Here is a 19974-nt window from a genome sequence, read left to right as displayed (position 1 = left end):
ATGCCCTCAGCAGGTGTCAGTGCCGGCGCAGAGCCGCTGCGCCACCGGGCGGGCGTACCGCAGCGCCTCCTTCGGGGTGGTGTCCATGTCCAACGCCACCTGTGCCACCAGGTCACCCTGCCGTACGACGAGCCAGCGGCTCCGCACGCCGTCGATGTCCGAGCCCACCAGTAGAGACTCGTCACCGGCCCCCAGCCCATCGGCCAGGACCGACATCGAACTGGTCGCCCCCCTGGGTTTGCAGTCGGTGAAAAGTGCCCGGACCGCGTCCATCTCACGGGCGGCATCGCGAATCGAGAAACGGACGACGCGTTGGATCATCCTGTCGGTCGGCGAGTCGAACGACACGGTTCGCTGGGCGAGCCTGCCGTTGGACGTTCCCGTCGGCGCTTCGCGACAGTAGATCGACACTGACTCCAGGCTCCAATCGCCGTCGATGTCGTCCTCTGCCATCGTGAAGCCGGCGGGCAGATCCGAGAGCCGCAGCATGGCTGCGGCCGGAATCGCCGGCTTGGTGGAACCGGCCGACGGCGTACGTGACGGGCTCGATGGCGGTGCGGCGGGAGTGGTGCTGGTCGTCGACGACCGAGGTGCGGCCGAGGTGGCCGACGGCGTGGGTGTCGGGGTGGGTGTCGGCGTGGGTGATCCGGTCGCCGGCAGCACCGGCGTCGGCGCGCCCTCCCGGCCACCGGCCAGCGCCACCGCGCCGGTGGCCACCAGGGCCACCGCCACCACTGCGGCGAGCGCCGCCGCGATCCTCGTCTGACGGGTCCGCCGCCGGCCGCGCTCCCGCACCTGTGCGGTCGGGGGCCAGCTCAGGTGCTCGGTGTCCCGGAACAGGTCAACGAAGGGCTGATCAGGCATTGCTGACCTCCTCGGGGAGGGTGGTGCCGAGCAGAGGTGCGAGGGCCTTACGCCCTCGGGCGAGTCGGGCCTTGACCGTGCCGACCGGAACAGCAGTCCGGGTCGCGATGTCCGCGACCGAGAGATCCGCGAGGTGGTGCAGGACGATCGCCTCGCGTTGGTCAGTCGGCAACTGGCGTAACGCGGAGACCAGCGCGACGGTGTTCTCCGACGGTGGTCCGACAGCGTTCACCGGACCATTCCGCCGATGGGCGGTGATCCCGTTCCGGATCTTCCGCCAACGGTTCTGAAGCAGGCGGTGTCCCACGTGGTGCACCCACGCCTCCGGATCGTCGTACTCGCTGATGCGCCGCCAGCGCTGCCAGGCCCGCACGTACGCCTCCTGTGCGGCGTCCTGCGCCTCATGGAGGTCGCCACCGAGCGCGTACAGCACTGTGACGACCCGGTGCCTGCTGGCTCGATAGAACTCCTCGAAGCCGTCATCTCTGTCCAATGTCTCTCCCCGTGTCGCTCCTGCCCCTGTCACCCGCGAGCGCGGTGTCCGGTTGCACAGCTGGCCGCGCTGGATCGACCTGCTCCGCGATCTTGCACTTTCTGTCGCGACAGAGGACGCATATCCCCCCATGTCGACAACAGAGACCGCAAGATCGGCGGGTCTGTTGCCCGGAACCTTCGTCCGCCTCGGGGATGATCGCGGGTCCGCCCGTCGCCGGACGGCGGAACTGGCGATCGACGGATAACGTCGGCGCATGACTGTTGAGCACCCCGCGCTCGCACTGCGTGGCCTGGCCAAGCGGTTCGACGGCACGATCGCGGTGGCCGGCGTCGACCTGGACGTCCCCGCCGGCTCCTTCTACGGCCTGCTCGGCCCGAACGGCGCCGGCAAGACGACCACCCTGTCGATGGCGGTCGGGCTGTTGCGACCGGACGCCGGCTCGGCCTGGGTGCTCGGGCACGACGTCTGGCAGGACCCGGTCACCGCCAAGCGGCTGCTCGGTGTGATGCCCGACGGGGTCCGGTTGTTCGACCGGCTGACCGGCGCGGAGCTGCTGGCGTACAACGGGTTGTTGCGGGGGATGGACCCGACGGTGGTCGACCAACGGGCTGCCGAGCTGCTGGACGTGCTGGCGCTCGGTGACGCCGGTCGAACGCTGGTGGTGGACTACTCGGCGGGCATGAAGAAGAAGATCGGCCTGGCCTGCGCGCTGCTGCACGGCCCCCGGGTGTTGGTGTTGGACGAGCCGTTCGAGGCGGTCGACCCGGTCTCCGCGGCGCTGATCCGGGACATCCTCACCCGGTACGCGGCCGGCGGCGGCACCGTGGTCTTCTCCAGCCACGTCATGGAGGTCGTCGAGCGGCTCTGCTCGCACGTGGCGATCCTGGCCGGCGGCACCATCAAGCGGGTCGGGACCATCGACGAGGTCCGCGGCGGTCGCTCGTTGGAGCAGGTCTTCGTCGAGGTGGTCGGCGGGCGCACCGCGACCGGCGAGGAGCTGTCGTGGCTCTCCCAGTGAGCGCGGACGCCACCCCCGCCGCACCCGTACGCGCTGTCTCCGCTCGCCACTTCGTGCGGCTCAAGCTGCGGGTGATGGGCAACAACTTTCGGGGCCAGGGTTGGCGGATCGCCCTGTTCGTCGGCGGCGCGTTGCTCGGGCTCTGGTTCGCCGCCGCCGGGTTCTTCCTCTTCGCCGCGCCGGGCCTGACCGGCGACGGCCGGTACGCGGTGCTGATCGCGGCGGCCGGTGGCGGGCTGCTGGTGCTGGGTTGGCTCCTTCTCCCGCTCGTCTTCTTCGGCGTGGACGAGACACTGGACCCGGCCCGGTTCGCGCTGCTGCCGCTTCCCCGGCGCACGTTGGTGACCGGCCTGTTCGTGGCGGCCCTCATCAGCGTGCCGGTGCTGGCGGTGCTCATCGCGTCGTCCGGGCTGGTGCTGACCTCCTGGTCGTTGGGCGGCTGGTCAGCGGGGTTGGTCGCCGTCGTGGGTGTGCTCGCCGGGTTGCTGCTGTGTGTGGCGGCCAGCCGGGCGGTGACCAGCGCCTTCGCCACGATGTTGCGGTCCCGACGGGTCCGCGACCTGGCGGCCGTGCTGCTGGCGGTGACGGCCGCGCTGCTCGGCCCGTTGCAGGTCTTCGGCCTCGCCGCGCTGCGCGAGGCGGACTGGACCCGGTTGACCGGCGTGGCGACCGTGATCGGTTGGACGCCGTTGGGAGCTCCGTGGACCGTCGGCATCGACGTGGCCCAGGGGCGGGTGTGGGCGGCACCGGTCAAGTTGCTGATCACCGTGGTGGCGCTCGGTGCCCTGCTGGCCTGGTGGTCCCGGTCGATCGAGTCGGCGATGGTGGGTGCGGCGAGCGCCGGTAAGGCCCCGGTGCGGCGTGGGGTCACCGGCGGCGCGGTCGCCCAACTGTTTCCCCGGGTCGCCACCTGGGCCGGCCGGGACCGGTTCGGTGCCCTGGTCGCTCGGGAGGCCCGCTACTGGTGGCGGGACGCGCGCCGCCGGGCCAACCTGATCACGATCGCTGTGGTCGGCATCTTCGTACCGGTGTTGATCAACGTTACGGGCGGGGACTTCGCGTTCGAGGACGGCGCCGGGTTCACGGCGGCTGCCAGCGACAGCTCACCGGTGGTGGTCACCATCTCCATGCTCCTCGTGGGCGTGCTCGCCGCCGTCACCCTGGCCAACCAGTTCGGCTTCGACGGCAGCGCGTACGCGGCGAATGTGGTCGCCGGGGTGCCCGGCCGGGTCGAGTTGCGGGCCCGGATGACGGCTTTCTCGCTGTACGTGCTGCCCATGTTGGGCGTCGTCGCTGTGGTGTTGTCGTTTCTGCTCAGTCGACCGGAGTGGATCGGGCTCACCATCGGCGGCCTGGTCGCCACCTACGGCGCCGGGCTGGCGGTGAACAGCCTGATCTCGGTGCTCGGGGCGTACTCACTGCCGGAGACGAGCAACCCGTTCGCCATGAACAGCGGTGTGGGCCTGGCGAAGGGCCTGCTCACCCTGCTGGCCATGCTCGCCTCGGTGGTCGCCGCGGTGCCGATGGTGGTGGCCGCCGCGCTGCTCGGTGACGCGTGGCTCTGGCTGGCCCTGCCGGTCGGCGCCGCGTACGGGCTGGGCGCGGCGCTGCTGGGCGCGTACCTGGCCGGCGACGTCCTAGACCGGCGCCAGCCGGAACTGCTGGCCACTGTCACCCCGCGCCGCTAGTCAGCGCGTCGGCTGGGGTCCTGGGCGGCGTCGGCGATGCAGCCACGCCAAGCGGCCGGCGCGAAGCTGAGGGTCGGGCCGGAGCGATCCTTGCTGTCCCGGACCAGAACGACGCCGGGCAGATTGTCCGCCACCTCGACACAGGCACCACCCGTGTCGCCGGACCTGGTCGACGTCCGCCAGTGGGGTTGAGGAACGGTCATGGCCGTCAGCGTGGCCAGAGCCTCCTGGGACACCTCGGCACCGGCTCGGGCGGCCTTCAACGCCCGCACCCACATCTCGACGTTCATCCTTACCTCTCCGGTAAGTACGTGACTGCGCTGTGTAGTAAGTTGCGGCACCAGCGGCCGTGCCGGGCGCGAACGGATCGGAGCGGTCGGTAGGCCCGCCGAATCAACCACCCGCGTGGGCGAACGGGCCGACGGTGGCCCTGCCGCGACCAGGCCGGACCGGTTGGCTGACCCCGGCGCAAACCTGGCGCGCGAACGGTGGCCGCTGGTGAGCTGCGCCGCCCGGGAGCGCCACGCCACCACAAGCGATATACCTCTGAGTCATATTTATGCCTCAGAGGTATATCGCTCAAACCGGAGAGACCCTTCGACCACCGTACGGGGTCGGCCGATCGCGAAGGCCGGGCCCGGCTGGTGAGCCGGGGTTGCTGGTCTACCTGGCCACGATGATGGCGGAGGCCGGTGATCAGCTCGCCCGGCTCGGCGGACGACCCGCCGATCTGCACGAGCGCTTCCTTGGTTGGGCGAGGGGTCGGGGCGGCACAATGTTTCACGTGAATCATGAGCCGGGTGCCGAGATCCACCACACCGATCCGTTCGCGGTGCCGACCGGGCAACGGTCGCCGGTACGCCGGCTGCGTGGTCGCCTCGCCGCACCGGTGACCCTCTGGACGGCACCCGGCCCGGCCGGGCTGACCGTCTCGTCCACCCTGGTGGCCGAGGGGGAACCGGACCGGCTGCTCGGGCTGATCGACCCGGAGTCCGACCTCTGGGCGGCCGTCGAGGAGTCGGGGCGGTTCGCTGTCACGCCGCTCGGCCCGCCGCACCGGCAACTCGCCGACCGGTTCGCCGGCCTCTTCCCCGCCCCGGGCGGGCTCTTCGCCACCGGCGCGTGGAACGAGACGCCGTACGGACCGGTTCCGACGGATGCCGGCGGCTGGGCCGGGTGCCGGCTGGACACCGCCCGGGAGTACGGCTGGGGCCTGCTGGTCGAGGCCACGATCGAGGCGGTCGACCTGGCCGACGAGGCCACTCCGCTCCTGCACTACCGAGGTCGCTACCACGAGCTGCCGAGCTGAACGGATGCCCCGCCAGGGGTGACCGATCACCGCAGTGACCTGAGTCACTTGGCGCAGCCAGTCAACCGCTCGGCGCACTCGCCGACCGGCGTCGATCTCAGCCTTCCCTGGCGGGGAGTGCGCTCTTTACGGTGCGCGAAACTCCTCTGACGCCTGTGAAGGTGGTGATCCACAGATGTCCACGGACACACCCGCTCCGGCCGCTTCCCAGTCGGACAAGTACCTGGCCGTACAACGGTCGGACGAGTTCGCCGGGCTGCGGCGTGCGCTGCGCGGCTTCGTCTTCCCGATGACCGTCGCGTTCTTCCTGTGGTATGCGCTCTACGTCATTCTCTCCGCGTACGCCCGGGACTTCATGGGCACGAAGCTGTTCGGCAGCAACATCAACGTCGCACTGGTCTTCGGCCTGCTCCAGTTCGTCTCCACGTTCCTGATCGCCTGGCTCTACTCCCGGTACGCGGACCGGAAGATCGACCCCATCGCGGACCGGATCCGCGCCGAGATCGGGGAGGTGACCCGTGAAGACGGTTCACGCGGTTGAGACGTTCCTCGCGGCTGAGGCGGGCGATCACACCGCCCGCAACCTGACCATCACGCTCTTCCTGGTCTTCGTGGCGGTGACCCTGGGCATCACCATCTGGGCCAGCCGGCAGACCAAGACGGCGACGGACTTCTACGCGGGCGGCCGGTCCTTCTCCGGCTTCCAGAACGGCATGGCGATCGGCGGCGACTACATGTCGGCCGCCTCGTTCCTCGGCATCGCCGGCATCATCGCGCTGTACGGCTACGACGGCTTCCTCTACTCGATCGGCTTCCTGGTCGCCTGGCTGGTGGCCCTGCTGCTGGTCGCGGAGCTGCTGCGGAACTCGGGCCGGTACACGATGGCGGACGTGCTGGCCTTCCGGATGCGTCAGCGTCCGGTGCGTACGGCGGCGGCGGTCTCCACCATCACGGTGTCGATCTTCTACCTGCTCGCCCAGATGGTTGGCGCGGGCGCGCTGGTCGCGCTGCTGCTCGGCATCCGGCCGGGGACGACCTTCCTCGGCATGGACGCGGACACCGCCAAGGTGGCCACCATCATCATGGTCGGCACGCTGATGATCATCTACGTGACCGTGGGTGGCATGAAGGGCACCACCTACGTGCAGATCGTCAAGGCGTTCCTGCTCATGGGCGGCGCGCTGTTGATGACCATCCTGGTGCTGGCGAAGTTCAACTTCAACCTGTCGGAGCTGCTCGGCCAGGCGGCCGCCGCGTCCGGCAAGGGCAGCGCGTTCCTCGAACCCGGGCTGAGGTACGGCGTCGAGGTCGCCGGCAACTCGACGCAGACGTTCTACAACAAGGTCGACCTGCTGTCCCTGGGCATCGCCCTGGTGCTCGGCACCGCCGGTCTGCCGCACATCCTGATCCGCTTCTACACGGTGCCGACCGCGAAGGCGGCCCGTAAGAGCGTGCTCTGGGCGATCGGCATCATCGGCACCTTCTACCTGCTCACCCTGGCCCTCGGCTTCGGTGCGGCGGCGCTGGTCGGCAGCCAGGCGATCACGGCGCAGGACAAGGCCGGCAACACCGCCGCGCCGCAGTTGGCCGAGGCGCTCGGCATCGACTTCTTCGGCGGTGAACTGGGCGGGGCAGCTCTGCTGGCGATCATCGCGGCGGTCGCCTTCGCCACCATCCTCGCGGTGGTCGCCGGGTTGACGTTGGCCTCGTCGTCCAGCCTGGCGCACGACTTCTACGCGAACGTGCTGAAGAAGGGTGAGGCGTCGGAGCGGCAGGAAGTGCGGGTCGCCCGGATCTCCGCCCTGGGGATCGGCGCGGTGTCGATCGCCCTGTCGATCTACGCGCAGAACCTCAACGTGGCGTTCCTGGTGGCGCTGGCCTTCGCGGTCGCCGCCTCGGGCAACCTGCCCGCGATCCTCTACAGCCTCTTCTGGCGGCGGTTCAACACCTCCGGCGCGGTGTGGGCGATCTACGGCGGGCTGATCTCGGCCGTGCTGCTGGTGTTCTTCTCGCCGGTGGTCTCCGGTGCGGCGACCTCGATGTTCCCGGACCACGACTGGCAGTGGTTCCCGCTGTCCAACCCGGGCATCCTCTCCATCCCGTTCGGTTTCCTCTGCGGATGGATCGGCACCGTCATCTCCAAGGAGCACGACGAGGAGAAGTACGCGGAGCTGGAGGTGCGCGCCCTCACCGGCTCTGGCGCCCACTGATCGCGGCACCTGTCGAGGGGTCCCCGGTTGACGGACGACGTCAACAGGGGACCCCTTCCGCTAATTGGGCGGTCGGTAGGCTGAGCCGCATGAAGGTTGCTGAGCGCTTTGGGTCCGGTCACCGCGTCCTCGTCACCGGCGGAGCTGGCTTCGTCCCGTCGCACCTGGTGGACTCGCTGATCGCCCGAGGCTGCACTGTGGTGGCGCTGGACAACTTCGTGACCGGCTCCAAGGAGAACGTCGCCCACCTGCTGGACCGACCGACCTTCACCCTCGTCGAAGCGGACATCTCCGACGGTCTGCCGACCCACCACCCGGCGCTGGCCGAGCGGTTCGACGCGATCCTGCACATGGCCTCGCCGGCCAGCCCCACCGACTTCGCCCAGTTGCCTGTGGAGATCCTCCGGGTCGGCTCGGTCGGCACCCTGCACCTGCTGGAGCGCGCGGCCGCCGACGGCGCCCGGTTCCTGATGGCGTCCACCTCCGAGGCGTACGGAGACCCGAAGGAGCACCCGCAGCGGGAAACGTACTGGGGCAACGTCAACCCGATCGGGGTCCGCAGCGTCTACGACGAGGCCAAGCGCTTCTCCGAGGCCGCCACGATGGCGTACCACCGCTACCGCGGGCTCGACGCGGCGATCGTCCGGATCTTCAACACGTACGGCCCGCGGATGCGCCCGGACGACGGCCGCGCCATCCCCACCTTCATCTCCCAGGCGCTGCGCGGCGAGCCGATCACCGTGCACGGCACTGGCAACCAGACCCGGTCCATCTGCTTCGTCGAGGACCTGGTGCGCGGCATCCTGCTGCTGCTCGACTCGACCGAGACGGGCCCGGTCAACTGCGGCACCGAGCACGAGCTGACCATGCGGCAACTCGCCGAGTTGATCGTGTCGCTCTCCGACAGCACCTCGAAGGTGACCTATGTCACCCGCAGCTCGGATGACCCGGAGATGCGCCGACCGGATCTCACGCTCGCCCGTGAACTGCTCGGATACGAGCCGTCGGTAGCGCCCGAAGATGGCCTGCGACGCACGATCGAGTACTTCCGGTCGCGGCTAGGGTAACCAGATCTTCGCGTACCGCCTGCCGCTGAGTGTCGCCTGAAGGCGGCAGTGGCTCCCGCTACGTACCCTGAGTTACATGTCCGCGACCTCGTCAGCCGGCGTCCCGCATCCGTACCTGCACCGCAGCGCCGGGCGCGCATCGGTGCCCGGCCCCGATCGGGGCGCCTCCGGGCGTGCCCGTCCGACCGAGGCGCGCTTCTACCCGTCGTACGACGAGGAGCAGCCTCGCTCCGGCGGCCCGGCGGGGCCCACCGGGCCCGGCGGCCCGGGTGGCACCGGCGGATCGGGGCGGCGCGGCCCGCGACCGCGCTGGGGTCGGATCGCCCTGGTGGCCGGGGCCGCGGTGCTGGTGTTGGCGCTGCTCGGCAGCGTCGGCGCCTGGTTGTACGCGCGCAACCTCAACAGTGACCTGGCTCGCACCGACCCGTTCGCGGAGATCACCGGTGGCCGGCCCGCCAAGACCGTCGATGGCGCGCTGAACATCCTGCTGGTGGGCAGCGACTCACGGGACCCGGACGCGCCTGTCGACAGCAAGAGTCAGTGGCGCGCCGACACGATCATCGTCATGCACATCCCGGCCGACCATCAGGAGGCCTACCTGGTCTCCATCCCCCGGGACCTGTACGTGCCGATCCCGCAGAGCGCCGGCGCGGACTGCGGCTCCGGTTCGCGCGCGAAGATCAACGCAGCGTTCGCGTTCGGTGGGCTTCCGCTGGCGGTACGCACCGTGGAGTGCTTCACCGACGTGCGGATCGACCACGTGATGGCGATCGACTTCGGCGGTTTCAAGGAGGTCACCGACGCTCTCGGTGGGGTGGACCTGAAGGTGGAGCGCACCATCACCTCGATCCACAAGCCGTACCGGACCTTCACCAAGGGCACCAACCACATGGACGGCGCGGAGGCGCTGGACTGGATCCGGCAGCGCAAGCAGTTCCCGGACGGGGACTTCGCCCGGATGCGGCACCAGCAGGAGTTCCTTCGGGCACTGATGGACAAGGCGGCCAGCACCGGCACGCTGGCGAACCCGAAGAAGCTCAATGATTTCCTCAAGTCGGTGACCGCAGCCGTAACCGTCGACCAGACTTTCTCGGTTACAGACATGGCGCTGCAGTTCCGTAACCTGCGCGGCCAGAACCTCACCTTTGTGACCAGCCCGAACTCGGGCAGCGACACCATCAACGGCGAGTCGGTGGTGGTGTCGGACCGGGAGAAGGCACTCGCGATGTACAAGGCCATGTCCGCGGACACGATGGCCGACTGGGTCAAGGCGAACCCGCCGAAGAGCAACGACGGCGGCTGACCGCGGCCCGGCTGGCACCAGCCGTTCGGGTCATCGAGAAACGACGATCGACCGAGTCTGCGAAAGTCGACGTCCAGATTGACCCGGGATGAACTCGCCAAGTCGATTTGATGTACGTACAGTGGTGCCGCCCCCTCCTGATCACGAGCTGGAGCACGCATGCCGGTTCAGGCCAGTCGTCGCCCTTCTTCCTCCGGGTCCGCCGCCCCCAGCGGTCGAGTCGCTGCGGCCATACCCGCGCAGGCACGCCCCTCGGGGGGCGGGCCGGGCTCGCGTCCGCCCGGCAGCGGCGGTGGCGGCGGTGGCGGCGACCGCCCGGGTGGCGGTGGGTCGAAGAAGCGGACCAAGCGCAAGGACCCACTCTGGGCCAGGCTGACAGTTGTCTTCGGTGCCGTGCTGATGCTGAGCAGCGGGGTGGCCATCGTCGGCAGCAAGGCGTTGATCGGGCAGGCGACCGGCGGCATCGCGAAGGGCAATCTGCTGGGTGATGCCGGCAAGTCCGACGCCGAGGGCGGTGCGAGCCTGGACGGCCCGATCGACATGCTGCTGCTCGGCGTGGACGCGCGGGAGCGCTGGGCCGCCGACGACGTCCGCTCGGACAGCATCATCATCCTGCACATTCCGGCCACGCACGACCAGGCGTACCTGATCTCGATCCCCCGGGACACCGAGGCGCAGATCCCCGCGTTCAAGAAGAACGGCTACGGCGGCGGCTCCGGAAAGATCAACGCCGCCTTCCAGGCCGGTGCCGCAAATGGTGGCGGCTGGGAGGGTGGCGCCCAGCTGATGGCCCAGACGATCAAGCGGCTCACCGGGATCAGCTTCGACGGCGCGGCGATCATCAACTTCGGCGGCTTCAAGAACGTCATCGACACCCTGGGCACTGTGCGGATCTGTGTCAGCCAGGAGGTCAAGTCGCTGCACATGTCGTACGTCGACGGCAAGCCGATGTGGAACGCGGACGCCAAGAAGACCGGCAAGCAGCGGACCCCTGTGGTGCACAAGAAGGGCTGCCAGGAGATGGAGGGTTGGGCCGCGCTCGACTACTCCCGGCAGCGCAAGTCCCTCAAGAACGGCGACTACGACCGGCAGGCCAACCAGCAGCAGCTGATCAAGGCGATGGCGAAGAAGGCCACCGAGGGCGGGATGTTGTCCAACCCGGCCAAGATGAACAACCTGATCAAGGCGGCGGGCAAGGCGTTCGTGCTGGACACCGGCGGCGTGCCGATCGAGGACTTCATCTTCACCATGCGCGGGGTCACCGGCAACGAGCTGACCATGCTCAAGACCAACAACGGCACCTTCCACGCCAACAACAACAACACCGAGGGCTTGAGCGAAGAGACGATGGCGATGTTCCAGGCTGTCAAGCAGGACAAACTCGCCGAGTTCGTCTTCACCCACCCCGAGGTGATCTCCAGCCGCAAGTGAGGCCGGGAGTCGCGGAAAGCCAGCGACGGCCCCCTCACCGCCCGTAGCCTGACGTGAGCAGGTTTCACGTATCGGCTGCGGGGAGGCGGTCACGTCCAGGTGGGGACGGAACGCAGCGGACCGGGTCGGAGCGGCCCCGTCCGACCGGTCGCCTCGCGCCCGTTGGCCGCGGATCCTGCTCGGCATCGGCCTGGCTCTCGTCCTGCTGGCGGGGCTCGCCGTGGCCGGGCTCAAGACGCTCAGCCACCGCTACGACCGCACGGTGACCAAGGAGCAACTGCTCGACGCCGACGCCCGCACCGAGCGCACCGACCTGGACGGGCCGCTCAACTACCTCCTGGTCGGCTCCGACCGGCGTCCGGGCGGCAGCGGCCCCGACCAACGCTCGGACTCCATCCTCATCGTGCACGTCCCCGCCGGGCAACGGGAGGCGTACCTGGTCTCCATTCCCCGGGACCTGCTGGTCGCCATCCCGCCCGCGAACGGCTTCGGCGGCGGTCAAGACAAGATCAATGCCGCGTACGAGCACGGCGGCGGCGGGCAGGCCGGCGCCCAGCTGCTCTCCGCCACCCTGCACCGGCTCACCGGCATCCGGTTCGACGGCGCCGCGCTGATCGACTTCTCCGGCTTCCGGAAGGTCATCGACCTGCTCGGCGGGGTGGAGATGTGCGTGGACACCGAGGTCCGCTCGATCCACACCAACCGGGTCTTCCCCACCGGCTGCCACCAGATGGACGGCGCGCAGGCGCTTGACTACGTCCGACAGCGCTACGACCTGCCCGGCGGCGACTACGACCGGCAGCACCACCAGCAGCAGCTGCTCCGGGCGATGTTGGACAGCGCCGGCAGGGCGGACCTGCGGAGCAACCCCGTCAAACTCGACCAGGTGCTCCGGGCGGTCGGCGGCTCGTTGACCGTCGACACCAACGGCGTACCCCTGGAGGACCTGCTCCTCGCGCTGCGCGCGCTGCCGCCCGACGCGATGCGCGGCGTCCAGGTGCCCTCCTCGCCGCAGACCATCGACGAGGTCTCGTACGTGGTGCTGGACAACGGCGGCAACGGGCTCTTCGAGGCGCTCCGCGGTACCCGGGTGCCGGCCTGGGCGCAGGCCAACCCTCGCTGGGTGACCCGGTTGTGACGGTGCCGACGGCCCGGTCGGTGCCGAACCGGGCCATGAGGATCTAGTGTTGCTTCCTGTGTTCGGACCCCAGGTTCCCACCGTGCCCGTGACCGAGATCGCCGACGAGACCTACCTGCTGGATGTGCGGGAGGACGACGAGTGGGCGGCCGGCCACGCGCCCACCGCCCACCACCTGCCAATGATGGAGTTGCCGGCCCGGCTGGCCGAGGTGCCCACCGACCGGGAGGTGGCTGTCGTCTGCCGTTCCGGCGGGCGTTCCGCCCAGGTCGTCGCCTACCTGATCAACAACGGTTGGGAGCAGGTGCGCAACGCCGACGGCGGGATGCGTCAGTGGGCTGCGGTCGGCCGACCGGTGGTCGACGCGAACGGGCAGCCCGGCCGGGTCATCTGAGGCCGGCGCAATGGGCGGGCCACTGGTCTTCGCGCACCGCGGCGCCTCGTTCGACCTACCCGAGCACACCCTCGCCGCGTACCTGCGCGCCCTCGACGAGGGTGCCGACGGCCTGGAGTGCGACGTCCGGCTGACCCGGGACGGGCACCTGGTCTGCGTGCACGACCGACGACTCGACCGCACCAGCAACGGTCGCGGTCTGGTCAGCGCGCGTACCCTCGCCGAACTGGACGCCCTGGACTTCGGCTCGTGGCACCCGGGCAGCGCCCCGGACGGCGACCTGCCACCGGACGAGTCACACACCCGGCTGCTGACCCTGGCCCGGCTCCTGGACGCGGTGCTCGCCGCCGGGCGACCGGTCCGACTGCTGGTGGAGACGAAGCACCCGTCCCGCTACGGCTCGAACGTGGAACGGCGACTGGTCAACCTGCTGCGCCGGTACGGGCTGGCCGACCCCGCGCCGGACGACAGGGTGCAGGTCACCGTCATGTCGTTCTCCCCGCTGGCGGTCCGTCGGGTGCGCGAGCTGGCACCGACGCTGCCCACCGTGCTGTTGCTGGAGGTGCTGCCGCGCTGGCTGCGGTTGGGTCGGCTGCCGTTCGGCACCCGGATCGCCGGGCCGGGCGTCGGCCTGGTCCGGGCCCGCCCGCAGTTGCTGCCCGCACTGCGCGCTGCCGGCAACCAGGTGTACGTCTGGACGGTCAACGAGCCGACCGACCTGGAGCTGGTGCTGGCCGCCGGGGTGGACGGGATCATCACCGACCGGCCCGCGTACGCCCTCGCCCGGCTGGACCGCTGACCCATCGACCGGGCGGGGGTGCCCAAAACCGGGTCGGCGGGGCAGACTCGGCACATGCCGGAGCGTATCGATTTCCCCGCTCTCCTCGCCGGCCACACCGTCGTGATCGAGATGATCAACTCTGGGGACGCGGGCCTGCCCGTCCTCACCCAACTGCTCCGGGTGGCCCAGCCGGCGCTCGGCGCGACCGGGATGGCATTCGTCGAGTTCGGTCCTACCGGCGGTCGCGTCATCGCCGCGACCGGCGCGGCGGAGTGGGCCCTCGGCCGACCACTGGCGGCCGACGACCCGGACACCGTCTGCCTGCTCTCCGGGCCACGGGTACGCGAGGCGCGGGTGAGTGACCTCAACGGCAAGTTGGCCGGCGAACTGGCCGGCAGCGGCCTGCGCTGGATGGTCGTCTCCCGGGCCGAGATCGGCGGTCACACCGTCGGCAGCCTGCACGCGCTCTACCCGGGTGACGACGAGCCGGGCGCCGAGCAGCAGGGGGTGATCGCCTACCTCGCCTCCTGCGTCGGGCACATGTACGGCGACCAGAGTGGCCTGCCGGTGCACGGCGACGGCCCGGTGGTGGCGGCACTCGCCGACGGGCTGGCCGTCGTCGACCGCGACGGGCACGTCCGGCTCTGGAACCCGGCCGCCGCCCAGGTCACCGGCCGGACGGTCGAGCAGGCGCTGAGCCGCCCGCTGCCGTTCCCGCTGCCGCCCTCCGGGCAGGTTCGGGACCACCGGATGCCGGACGGCCGCTGGCTGCGGATCACCTCCGGCGACCTGCCCGGCCCGGGAACGTTACGGGTGGTCACCTTCCGCGACATCACCGACCAGCAGCGCCGCGACCACGACCGCGAGCTTTTCGTCGCGGTGACCAGCCACGAGCTGCGCACCCCGGTCACCGTCATCAAGGGGTACGCGGACACCCTCACCGACCACTGGGAGTCGCTGACCGACGTCGACCGACGGCAGGCGGCCCGGGTGATCGGGCAACGTGCCAACGAGCTGGCCCGGCTGGTCGACCGTCTGCTCAGCTCGGCGGCCGAGGTGGGGCCGGGCGACGACCCTCCCACCCCGTTCGACCTCGGCGAGGCGCTGCGCTCCGCCGTCGTCGACCTGCCGGCGGAGCTGCGCCGCCGGCTGGTGCTCCGCCTCCCGAGCGATCTGCCCAAGGCGCTCGGTCACCGGCCCAGCCTGGCCACCGTGCTGACCGAGTTGACGACCAACGCCGGTAAATACTCGGCGCCTGGTTCTCCCATCGAGATCACCGCCTCGGGCGACGGCCATCTGGTGGCGTTCCGGGTCAGCGACCAGGGCATCGGCATCCGACCCGAGCACGTGGAACGGGCGTTCGACCGGTTCTGGCAGGGCGAGTCCGGCGACCGTCGCGGCTACCCGGGGGCCGGGCTCGGCCTCTATCTCGTCCGCCGGATCGTTGAACAGCAGAATGGATGGGTATCCCTACGTCCGAGGACCGGCGGCGGTACGGTCGCAGAGGTGCGGCTACCACGCGGTTGACCAGGGGTGGCGCGACGTGGAGGCGACGGTGGCAGCGGCAACGAGGGATCGAGCGTGGTGCGTGGTGGTTCCCCACCACCCGGGCGGGGCACGGCTGGCCCGACACCGGCTCGCCGCCGAACTGACCGACGTCGTACCCCCGACGCTCCTCGCGGACCTGATCGCGGTGCTCGCGGAACTGGTGGGCAACGCGGTGCGGCACGCCAGACCGCTGCCCGGCGGCGTGATCCGGGTTGCCTGGCAGCTGCGGCCCTCGGCCGAGGGCGCACTGATCCAGCTGCGGGTCACCGACGGCGGCAGCGCGAGCACCGGGCCACGGCTGCGGACGGCCAACCCGGACGCGGCGGACGGGCGCGGGCTGCACATCGTTGCCGGCCTGGCCACCCGTTGGGGCGTCGAGCAGGACGGCATGGGCCAGCGCGTCTGGGCGGAGTTCGACCCGACGCCGACATCTCGACCCGACCTGGTGTCGGCGAGCTGAGGACGGCTCGGGCGGGTCCCGGTCACGGCGAGCCGCTCGGGGCTCTAGGCTGTGACGCCGTGAGTAAGCGTCGAAAGAGCCAGCGCGCCGCCGCCGACACCACCCCCCGTCGCGACAAGGTGCGAGACGTCTTCGTGCCGCGTCCGTTCGACGGGCTGGTCGACGAGTCCGAGTGGATCGCGCTGCGCGAGTTGGTGCCAGCCGCCTCCGCCCCGCTGCGCCTCGCGCCCGCCCTGGTCGAGGAATTCGGCGACCGGGCGGCGACGCTCGCCACGGTGCTGCCCATGGCCGCCCCGGCGATCACCAAGCCGGACGGCCGGGTGCTCATCGGTCTCCAGCGCCACCAGCAGTCCGGTGACGTGTCGCGGGACCTGGCCGACGCGCTGCTCAGCGCGCTGCGTGCCGAGCCGGGTGGCCAGGTGAGCGTGCCGCCACTGCCCGGCCCCGGGCCCCGGCTGCAGGACATCCTCGTGGACGGTCCGCTGGACATCACCATGCACGACGGTTTCGACTTCTGGCTCGACCCCGGAGCTGCCGACGATCCGACCGTCCAGGCGTCGCTGGAGCGGGCCAACGCGGCCATCTACCCGACGGTCCGGCTGACCGCGGCCAAGGCCGCCTACTGGTGTCAGGTCCCGGAGAAGGCCCACGTGCGCTGGGTGCTGCCGGACGACGAGGACGCCGCCCTGGACGCGCTGGCCCGACTCGGCGCGGCCGGCACGTTGACGCTCGGCGAGCAGACCAAGTTCGCCGGCATGTTCCGCGCGCACGGTCGACTCGTGCCGGTCTGGGACCTTCCGGAGGAGACCCCGGCCGCCGAGTGGGAGGAGCCGGTGGCGCAGTTCGCCAAGCGGTACGCCGAGGCGCTCACCGTCACCGACCCACTCGACGCCGCCGGCCGCCGGGCCCGTCAGGGGCTGCTCGGCCGCCAGCTCACCCTGCGCTGAGCCGGGGCGGTCTCGCTCAGCCCTGGGCGCGCTCAGGCGGCGTCTCGCTCAGCCGGGGTCGTCCCGCTCAGCGGGGTGACGGGCCGGTCGCGTGCTCAGCCGGCGACGGGTAGCGGGTCGCGGGTGATGGGGCAGGACATGCAGCGTGGTCCGCCCCGACCGGAGCCCAACTCGGAGCCGGCGATCGGGATCACCTCGATGCCGGCCCGCTCCAGTTGGGCGTTGGTCTCCGTGTTGCGCTCGTAGCCGACGCAGAGCCGGGGGGCCAGCGCGAGGGTGTTGTTGCCGTCGTCCCACTGCTCGCGTTCCGCGGTGACCGGATCCAGCCCGGTGTCGATGACCCGGAGCAGGTCGAGGTCCATCGCGTCGGCGGCGGCCCGCAGGAACGGCGCCGGCCCGTCCACCCGCGGGTCCTCGCCGTCCCCGCCGGCGATCACCGTGTACGCCGACAGCGTGCTCGCGATGTTGGGGTACATCAGGACGGCGTCCACGTCGACCATCGTGCACACCGTGTCCAGGTGCATGGTGGCGCGCTTCTGGGCGATCGGCACCACAAGGATGGTGTGGGCCAGGCCGGCGGCGAAGACCTGCCGACCGAGGCGTTCCGCGCCGGCCGGGGTCGTCCGCTCGCCCACCCCGACCGCCAGCACCCCGGGCGCGAGCAGCAGCACGTCCCCGCCCTCCAGGTGCTCGAGGCTGGGACGGTAGACGAATTCGGTGCCGACGAACCGGGGGTGGTGGCGGTAGATGGCGTCGGTCAGGGTGGTCTCGCGGCGGCGGGCCGGCATGGCCAGGCTGGTGACACCGACCCGGTCGCCGATCCACAGCGACGAGTCGCGGGTGAAGAGCAGGTTGGGCAACGGGTCGATGACGAAGTCGTGTCGGTCCATCAGCGTGTAGACCAGCCCACCCGGTCGCTCGGAGCTGATCCGCAACTCCTCGTGGGCCAGCCCGGCGGTGAGCACGTCGGCCAGCGCGGCCGGGTCCAGGTAGGAGAGGTGGTCGGCGACGCGGGCGCGCAGCGTGTCACCGAGCCGCCGGGAGCGCAGCACCTGCTCGGTGAGTTCGGCCCGGGCGTCAGCGACGGCTAGCGTCTCGGCCAGCAGGGTGGCCAGGTAGAGCACCTCGACGCCGCGCTCGCGCAGGGCGGCGGCGAACGCGTCGTGCTCCTCCTGGGCGCGCCCCACCCAGGGGATCGCGTCGAACAGGAGCGAGTCGTTGTTGCGCGGGGTGAGCCGGGCCAGTTCGGGGCCGGGCCGGTGCAGCAGTACGGTGCCGAGCCGCCCGACTTCACTGTCGACGTAGTGGGTCACTCCCGCAGCGTAGGGCAGGGTTTAGCGGCATCCGAGAAAAGAACTGTGGATGAATATGGCATTCATCCACAGTCACTCCGGCGCTCCGGCTTGCAGAACACCGGTAGTGGCGACGTAGGGTAGTGAGGACATAACTTCGAGGGACCTTTTGCCGGAGGTCGCGATGACTGTCTTTCCCGCACGACGAGCCGTACCGTCCGCTCGGGCACTGCCGCCCGTCGCGGTGCCACACCCCCGCGTCGAGGCGCCGGGGGTTCTCGAACCGGTCCGTCCGACACCGCTCGAATGGGCCCGCCGCCGTCGGGCCGAGCGGGGTGCACGCCGCCTGGAGGCGGCCGGGGCACGGGCGTTGGGCCAGCTCGACCACCTCGGGCCTGCCTGGCACGTGATCGAGTGGCCGCGCACCGACGTGACAGACGTCCTCGACCGCGGTCAGGACGAACGAGCCGGGTTCCTCGCCATCGGGCCGAGTGGCCTGTTTGCCGTGACCATCGCCGACCACGGCCGAGCCAGGGTGCTCGTCGCCGGAGACGTGGTGCAGATCAACGGCAAGCGGCCTCCGTACGTGGCCGAGTCCCGCCGTGACGCCAAGCGGGCCAGCAAGGCGCTCTCCGAGGCTGTGGGGCTGCCCGTTCCGGTGACGCCGGTGCTGACCTTCGTCGGTTCGGGCGTGATCAGCGTCTACGGCCTTCCGAAGGACTGTCTGATGGCCACCCACCGGGAACTGGACCGGCTGCTCGTGGCCGGCGGCAGCCGGATCAGCCCCGCCACCGCCGAGAAGCTTTCCCGGGTCGCACAGCACCCGGGCACCTGGCTGAACGGCACATACCGTCCAACCGCCGACTACCGGTGGTACGACGAGGGCCGAACGGCCGCTGACAAGCCGGCCCACCGCCGGTAACGTCACCGGCGACGCCACGCGGCTCCGGTCCCCCCGTTCACCTCACCGGTCTCCGCGCCGTCACCGGTCGCCTCGGTTCACGCTGCGCGCCCGGTGACCCGGTGCGCTCGGTGATTCCGTCGGCGACCCGCTAGCGTGGACAGTCGATCGGTGCACATAGGAGGCGCGGTGGCCCACGTCGAACTTTCGCTCTCGGAAGCGTTCGTGCCGGCGGCGCGGGCCTCGACAGAGCCGGAGTCCGACAACGTCGGCCAATGGTCGTCGACAGTCTCCCGGGCCGACGAGCCGTGCCTGCTGATCGACGCCGACACCCGGGTGGTGGCGATCTCCACGGCCGGTTGCGAGCTGCTCTGTCTCGGTGAGCCGGCCGGGCTGATCGGGCGACCGTTGCTCGATGGCGGGCTGCGCCTGCTCGACTTCACCGCCAACCGGGGCGAGCTGACCGAAGCCGAGATCGACAAGATTCCGCCCCTGCTTGCGCTCTCCTCCGGCCGACTCGCCCGTGGGCTACTCAGGGTGCAGGCCGCCTCGGCGAACAGCTCCGACGCGACAGTTGACGCGATCTCCACCCCGGTGCTCACCGACGGCACCGTCGCCGGCTCACTCACCTTCTTCTCCGAGGTCTGACCAGCGGCGCAGTGTGTCCTTCGCCGCACGCGGCGTTGCCCGGGTGGGTCCACACGAAGGCCGTAGGGTGCCCTCATGCTCGATATCGCTCTACTGCCGGGGGAATACGCTGTGTGCCGGCTGGCCGCCGGCACCACAGTGCCGTACGCGCTGTCGAGCGGGTTGCGCGGCGCGGACGTGGTGACGGTGAGCTGGACCTCCGACGGGATCTCCGTGATCTGCCCGACCGAGCGTGCGCCGGCGCAGGCCGTGGTGGAGACGACCTGGCGCTGCCTACGGGTCACCGCCCCGGCGGCGCTGGCCGGCACCGGCAGCCTGGCCGCGCTGGTCGACCCGCTCGCCGAGGCACGGGTCAGTGCCGTCACGTTCTCCACGTTCGACACCGACTATCTGCTGGTGCCGACCGTCCGGCTGACCGAGGGCACGGCCGCGCTCCAACGCGCCGGGCATCGCGTCACCGGCTGACCTTCACCCGACCG

At 70.6% G+C, this 19974-nt stretch carries 21 protein-coding genes; 17 read left to right on the top strand and 4 right to left on the bottom strand.

Going from position 1 to position 19974, the window contains the following annotated elements; genetic code table 11:
* Positions 1-6: 6 nt before the first annotated feature.
* Together OG992_RS21560 and OG992_RS21555 are read right to left on the bottom strand one after the other, a co-directional pair.
* Positions 7-864 carry a hypothetical protein gene (locus tag OG992_RS21560; RefSeq protein WP_266304140.1) on the bottom strand — a complete coding sequence of 286 codons (858 nt, stop codon included), beginning with the start codon at positions 862-864 and terminating at the stop codon, positions 7-9.
* Entirely contained in the window at positions 857-1357 is a 501-nt protein-coding gene (locus tag OG992_RS21555; protein WP_238687562.1) for a SigE family RNA polymerase sigma factor, read from the bottom strand. Before OG992_RS21555 ends, OG992_RS21560 begins: the two co-directional genes overlap by 8 nt.
* 256 nt (positions 1358-1613) lie before the next feature.
* Here OG992_RS21555 and OG992_RS21550 point away from each other — a divergent pair, with 256 nt between their 5' ends.
* Positions 1614-2378, top strand: a complete 765-nt coding sequence (locus OG992_RS21550) for an ABC transporter ATP-binding protein (RefSeq protein WP_151497138.1) — start codon at positions 1614-1616, stop codon at positions 2376-2378.
* On the top strand, positions 2375-4066 hold the full coding sequence (locus tag OG992_RS21545) for an ABC transporter permease (protein ID WP_266305249.1): 1692 nt from the start codon (positions 2375-2377) through the stop codon (positions 4064-4066). The genes OG992_RS21550 and OG992_RS21545 overlap by 4 nt, the downstream gene beginning before the upstream one ends.
* Here the strand turns inward: OG992_RS21545 and OG992_RS21540 are convergent.
* Entirely contained in the window at positions 4063-4269 is a 207-nt protein-coding gene (locus OG992_RS21540) for a DUF397 domain-containing protein (RefSeq protein ID WP_266305248.1), read from the bottom strand. The genes OG992_RS21545 and OG992_RS21540 overlap by 4 nt on opposite strands.
* Before the next feature lie 473 nt (positions 4270-4742).
* Here OG992_RS21540 and OG992_RS21535 point away from each other — a divergent pair, with 473 nt between their 5' ends.
* The 12 genes from OG992_RS21535 (at position 4743) to OG992_RS21480 (ending at position 16654) form a co-directional block, all read left to right on the top strand.
* Positions 4743-5375 (top strand): flavin reductase family protein, encoded by a 633-nt coding sequence (locus OG992_RS21535; RefSeq protein WP_266305247.1) that lies wholly within the window; start codon positions 4743-4745, stop codon positions 5373-5375.
* A gap of 175 nt (positions 5376-5550) precedes the next feature.
* On the top strand, positions 5551-5916 hold the full coding sequence (locus OG992_RS21530) for a DUF485 domain-containing protein (protein ID WP_088950720.1): 366 nt from the start codon (positions 5551-5553) through the stop codon (positions 5914-5916).
* Entirely contained in the window at positions 5894-7585 is a 1692-nt protein-coding gene (locus tag OG992_RS21525) for a cation acetate symporter (RefSeq protein WP_238687565.1), read from the top strand. The genes OG992_RS21530 and OG992_RS21525 overlap by 23 nt, the downstream gene beginning before the upstream one ends.
* Positions 7586-7674: 89 nt before the next feature.
* Entirely contained in the window at positions 7675-8652 is a 978-nt protein-coding gene (locus tag OG992_RS21520) for an NAD-dependent epimerase/dehydratase family protein (RefSeq protein ID WP_238687566.1), read from the top strand.
* A 76-nt stretch (positions 8653-8728) separates the two neighbouring features.
* Complete coding sequence (locus tag OG992_RS21515; RefSeq protein WP_238687567.1) at positions 8729-9955, top strand: LCP family protein; 1227 nt, start codon at positions 8729-8731, stop codon at positions 9953-9955.
* A 159-nt stretch (positions 9956-10114) separates the two neighbouring features.
* On the top strand, positions 10115-11386 hold the full coding sequence (locus OG992_RS21510) for an LCP family protein (protein WP_266304139.1): 1272 nt from the start codon (positions 10115-10117) through the stop codon (positions 11384-11386).
* Positions 11387-11606: 220 nt separating this feature from the next.
* A complete protein-coding gene (locus OG992_RS21505; RefSeq protein WP_266304138.1) occupies positions 11607-12524 on the top strand; it encodes an LCP family protein in 918 nt (305 codons plus the stop codon).
* A gap of 58 nt (positions 12525-12582) precedes the next feature.
* A complete protein-coding gene (locus OG992_RS21500) occupies positions 12583-12918 on the top strand; it encodes a rhodanese-like domain-containing protein (protein WP_266304137.1) in 336 nt (111 codons plus the stop codon).
* A 10-nt stretch (positions 12919-12928) separates the two neighbouring features.
* Positions 12929-13717, top strand: coding sequence for a glycerophosphodiester phosphodiesterase family protein (locus tag OG992_RS21495; protein ID WP_238687569.1), 789 nt, complete (start codon positions 12929-12931; stop codon positions 13715-13717).
* Between the two features lie 54 nt (positions 13718-13771).
* A complete protein-coding gene (locus OG992_RS21490; RefSeq protein WP_238687570.1) occupies positions 13772-15226 on the top strand; it encodes a PAS domain-containing sensor histidine kinase in 1455 nt (484 codons plus the stop codon).
* Between the two features lie 61 nt (positions 15227-15287).
* Entirely contained in the window at positions 15288-15707 is a 420-nt protein-coding gene (locus OG992_RS21485; protein ID WP_238687571.1) for an ATP-binding protein, read from the top strand.
* A gap of 59 nt (positions 15708-15766) precedes the next feature.
* Positions 15767-16654, top strand: a complete 888-nt coding sequence (locus OG992_RS21480) for a DUF5926 family protein (RefSeq protein WP_266304136.1) — start codon at positions 15767-15769, stop codon at positions 16652-16654.
* A gap of 95 nt (positions 16655-16749) precedes the next feature.
* Here OG992_RS21480 and OG992_RS21475 read toward each other — a convergent pair whose 3' ends face one another.
* On the bottom strand, positions 16750-17967 hold the full coding sequence (locus OG992_RS21475; protein ID WP_238687573.1) for an arginine deiminase: 1218 nt from the start codon (positions 17965-17967) through the stop codon (positions 16750-16752).
* Between the two features lie 163 nt (positions 17968-18130).
* On the opposite strand from OG992_RS21475, the gene OG992_RS21470 reads away from it, so the two are divergent.
* The 3 genes from OG992_RS21470 to OG992_RS21460 all read left to right on the top strand — a co-directional run bounded on the left by OG992_RS21470 (position 18131) and on the right by OG992_RS21460 (position 19960).
* Positions 18131-18868, top strand: a complete 738-nt coding sequence (locus OG992_RS21470; RefSeq protein ID WP_112583868.1) for a hypothetical protein — start codon at positions 18131-18133, stop codon at positions 18866-18868.
* A gap of 168 nt (positions 18869-19036) precedes the next feature.
* Positions 19037-19495 (top strand): hypothetical protein, encoded by a 459-nt coding sequence (locus OG992_RS21465; RefSeq protein ID WP_112583869.1) that lies wholly within the window; start codon positions 19037-19039, stop codon positions 19493-19495.
* 75 nt (positions 19496-19570) lie between these two features.
* On the top strand, positions 19571-19960 hold the full coding sequence (locus OG992_RS21460; RefSeq protein WP_238687574.1) for an ACT domain-containing protein: 390 nt from the start codon (positions 19571-19573) through the stop codon (positions 19958-19960).
* The last annotated feature ends 14 nt before the right edge of the window (positions 19961-19974 follow it).

The organism is Micromonospora sp. NBC_00362 (assembly GCF_026342155.1).
GTDB lineage: Bacteria > Actinomycetota > Actinomycetes > Mycobacteriales > Micromonosporaceae > Micromonospora > Micromonospora hortensis.
This window is presented reverse-complemented; position numbering and strand designations above follow the sequence as displayed.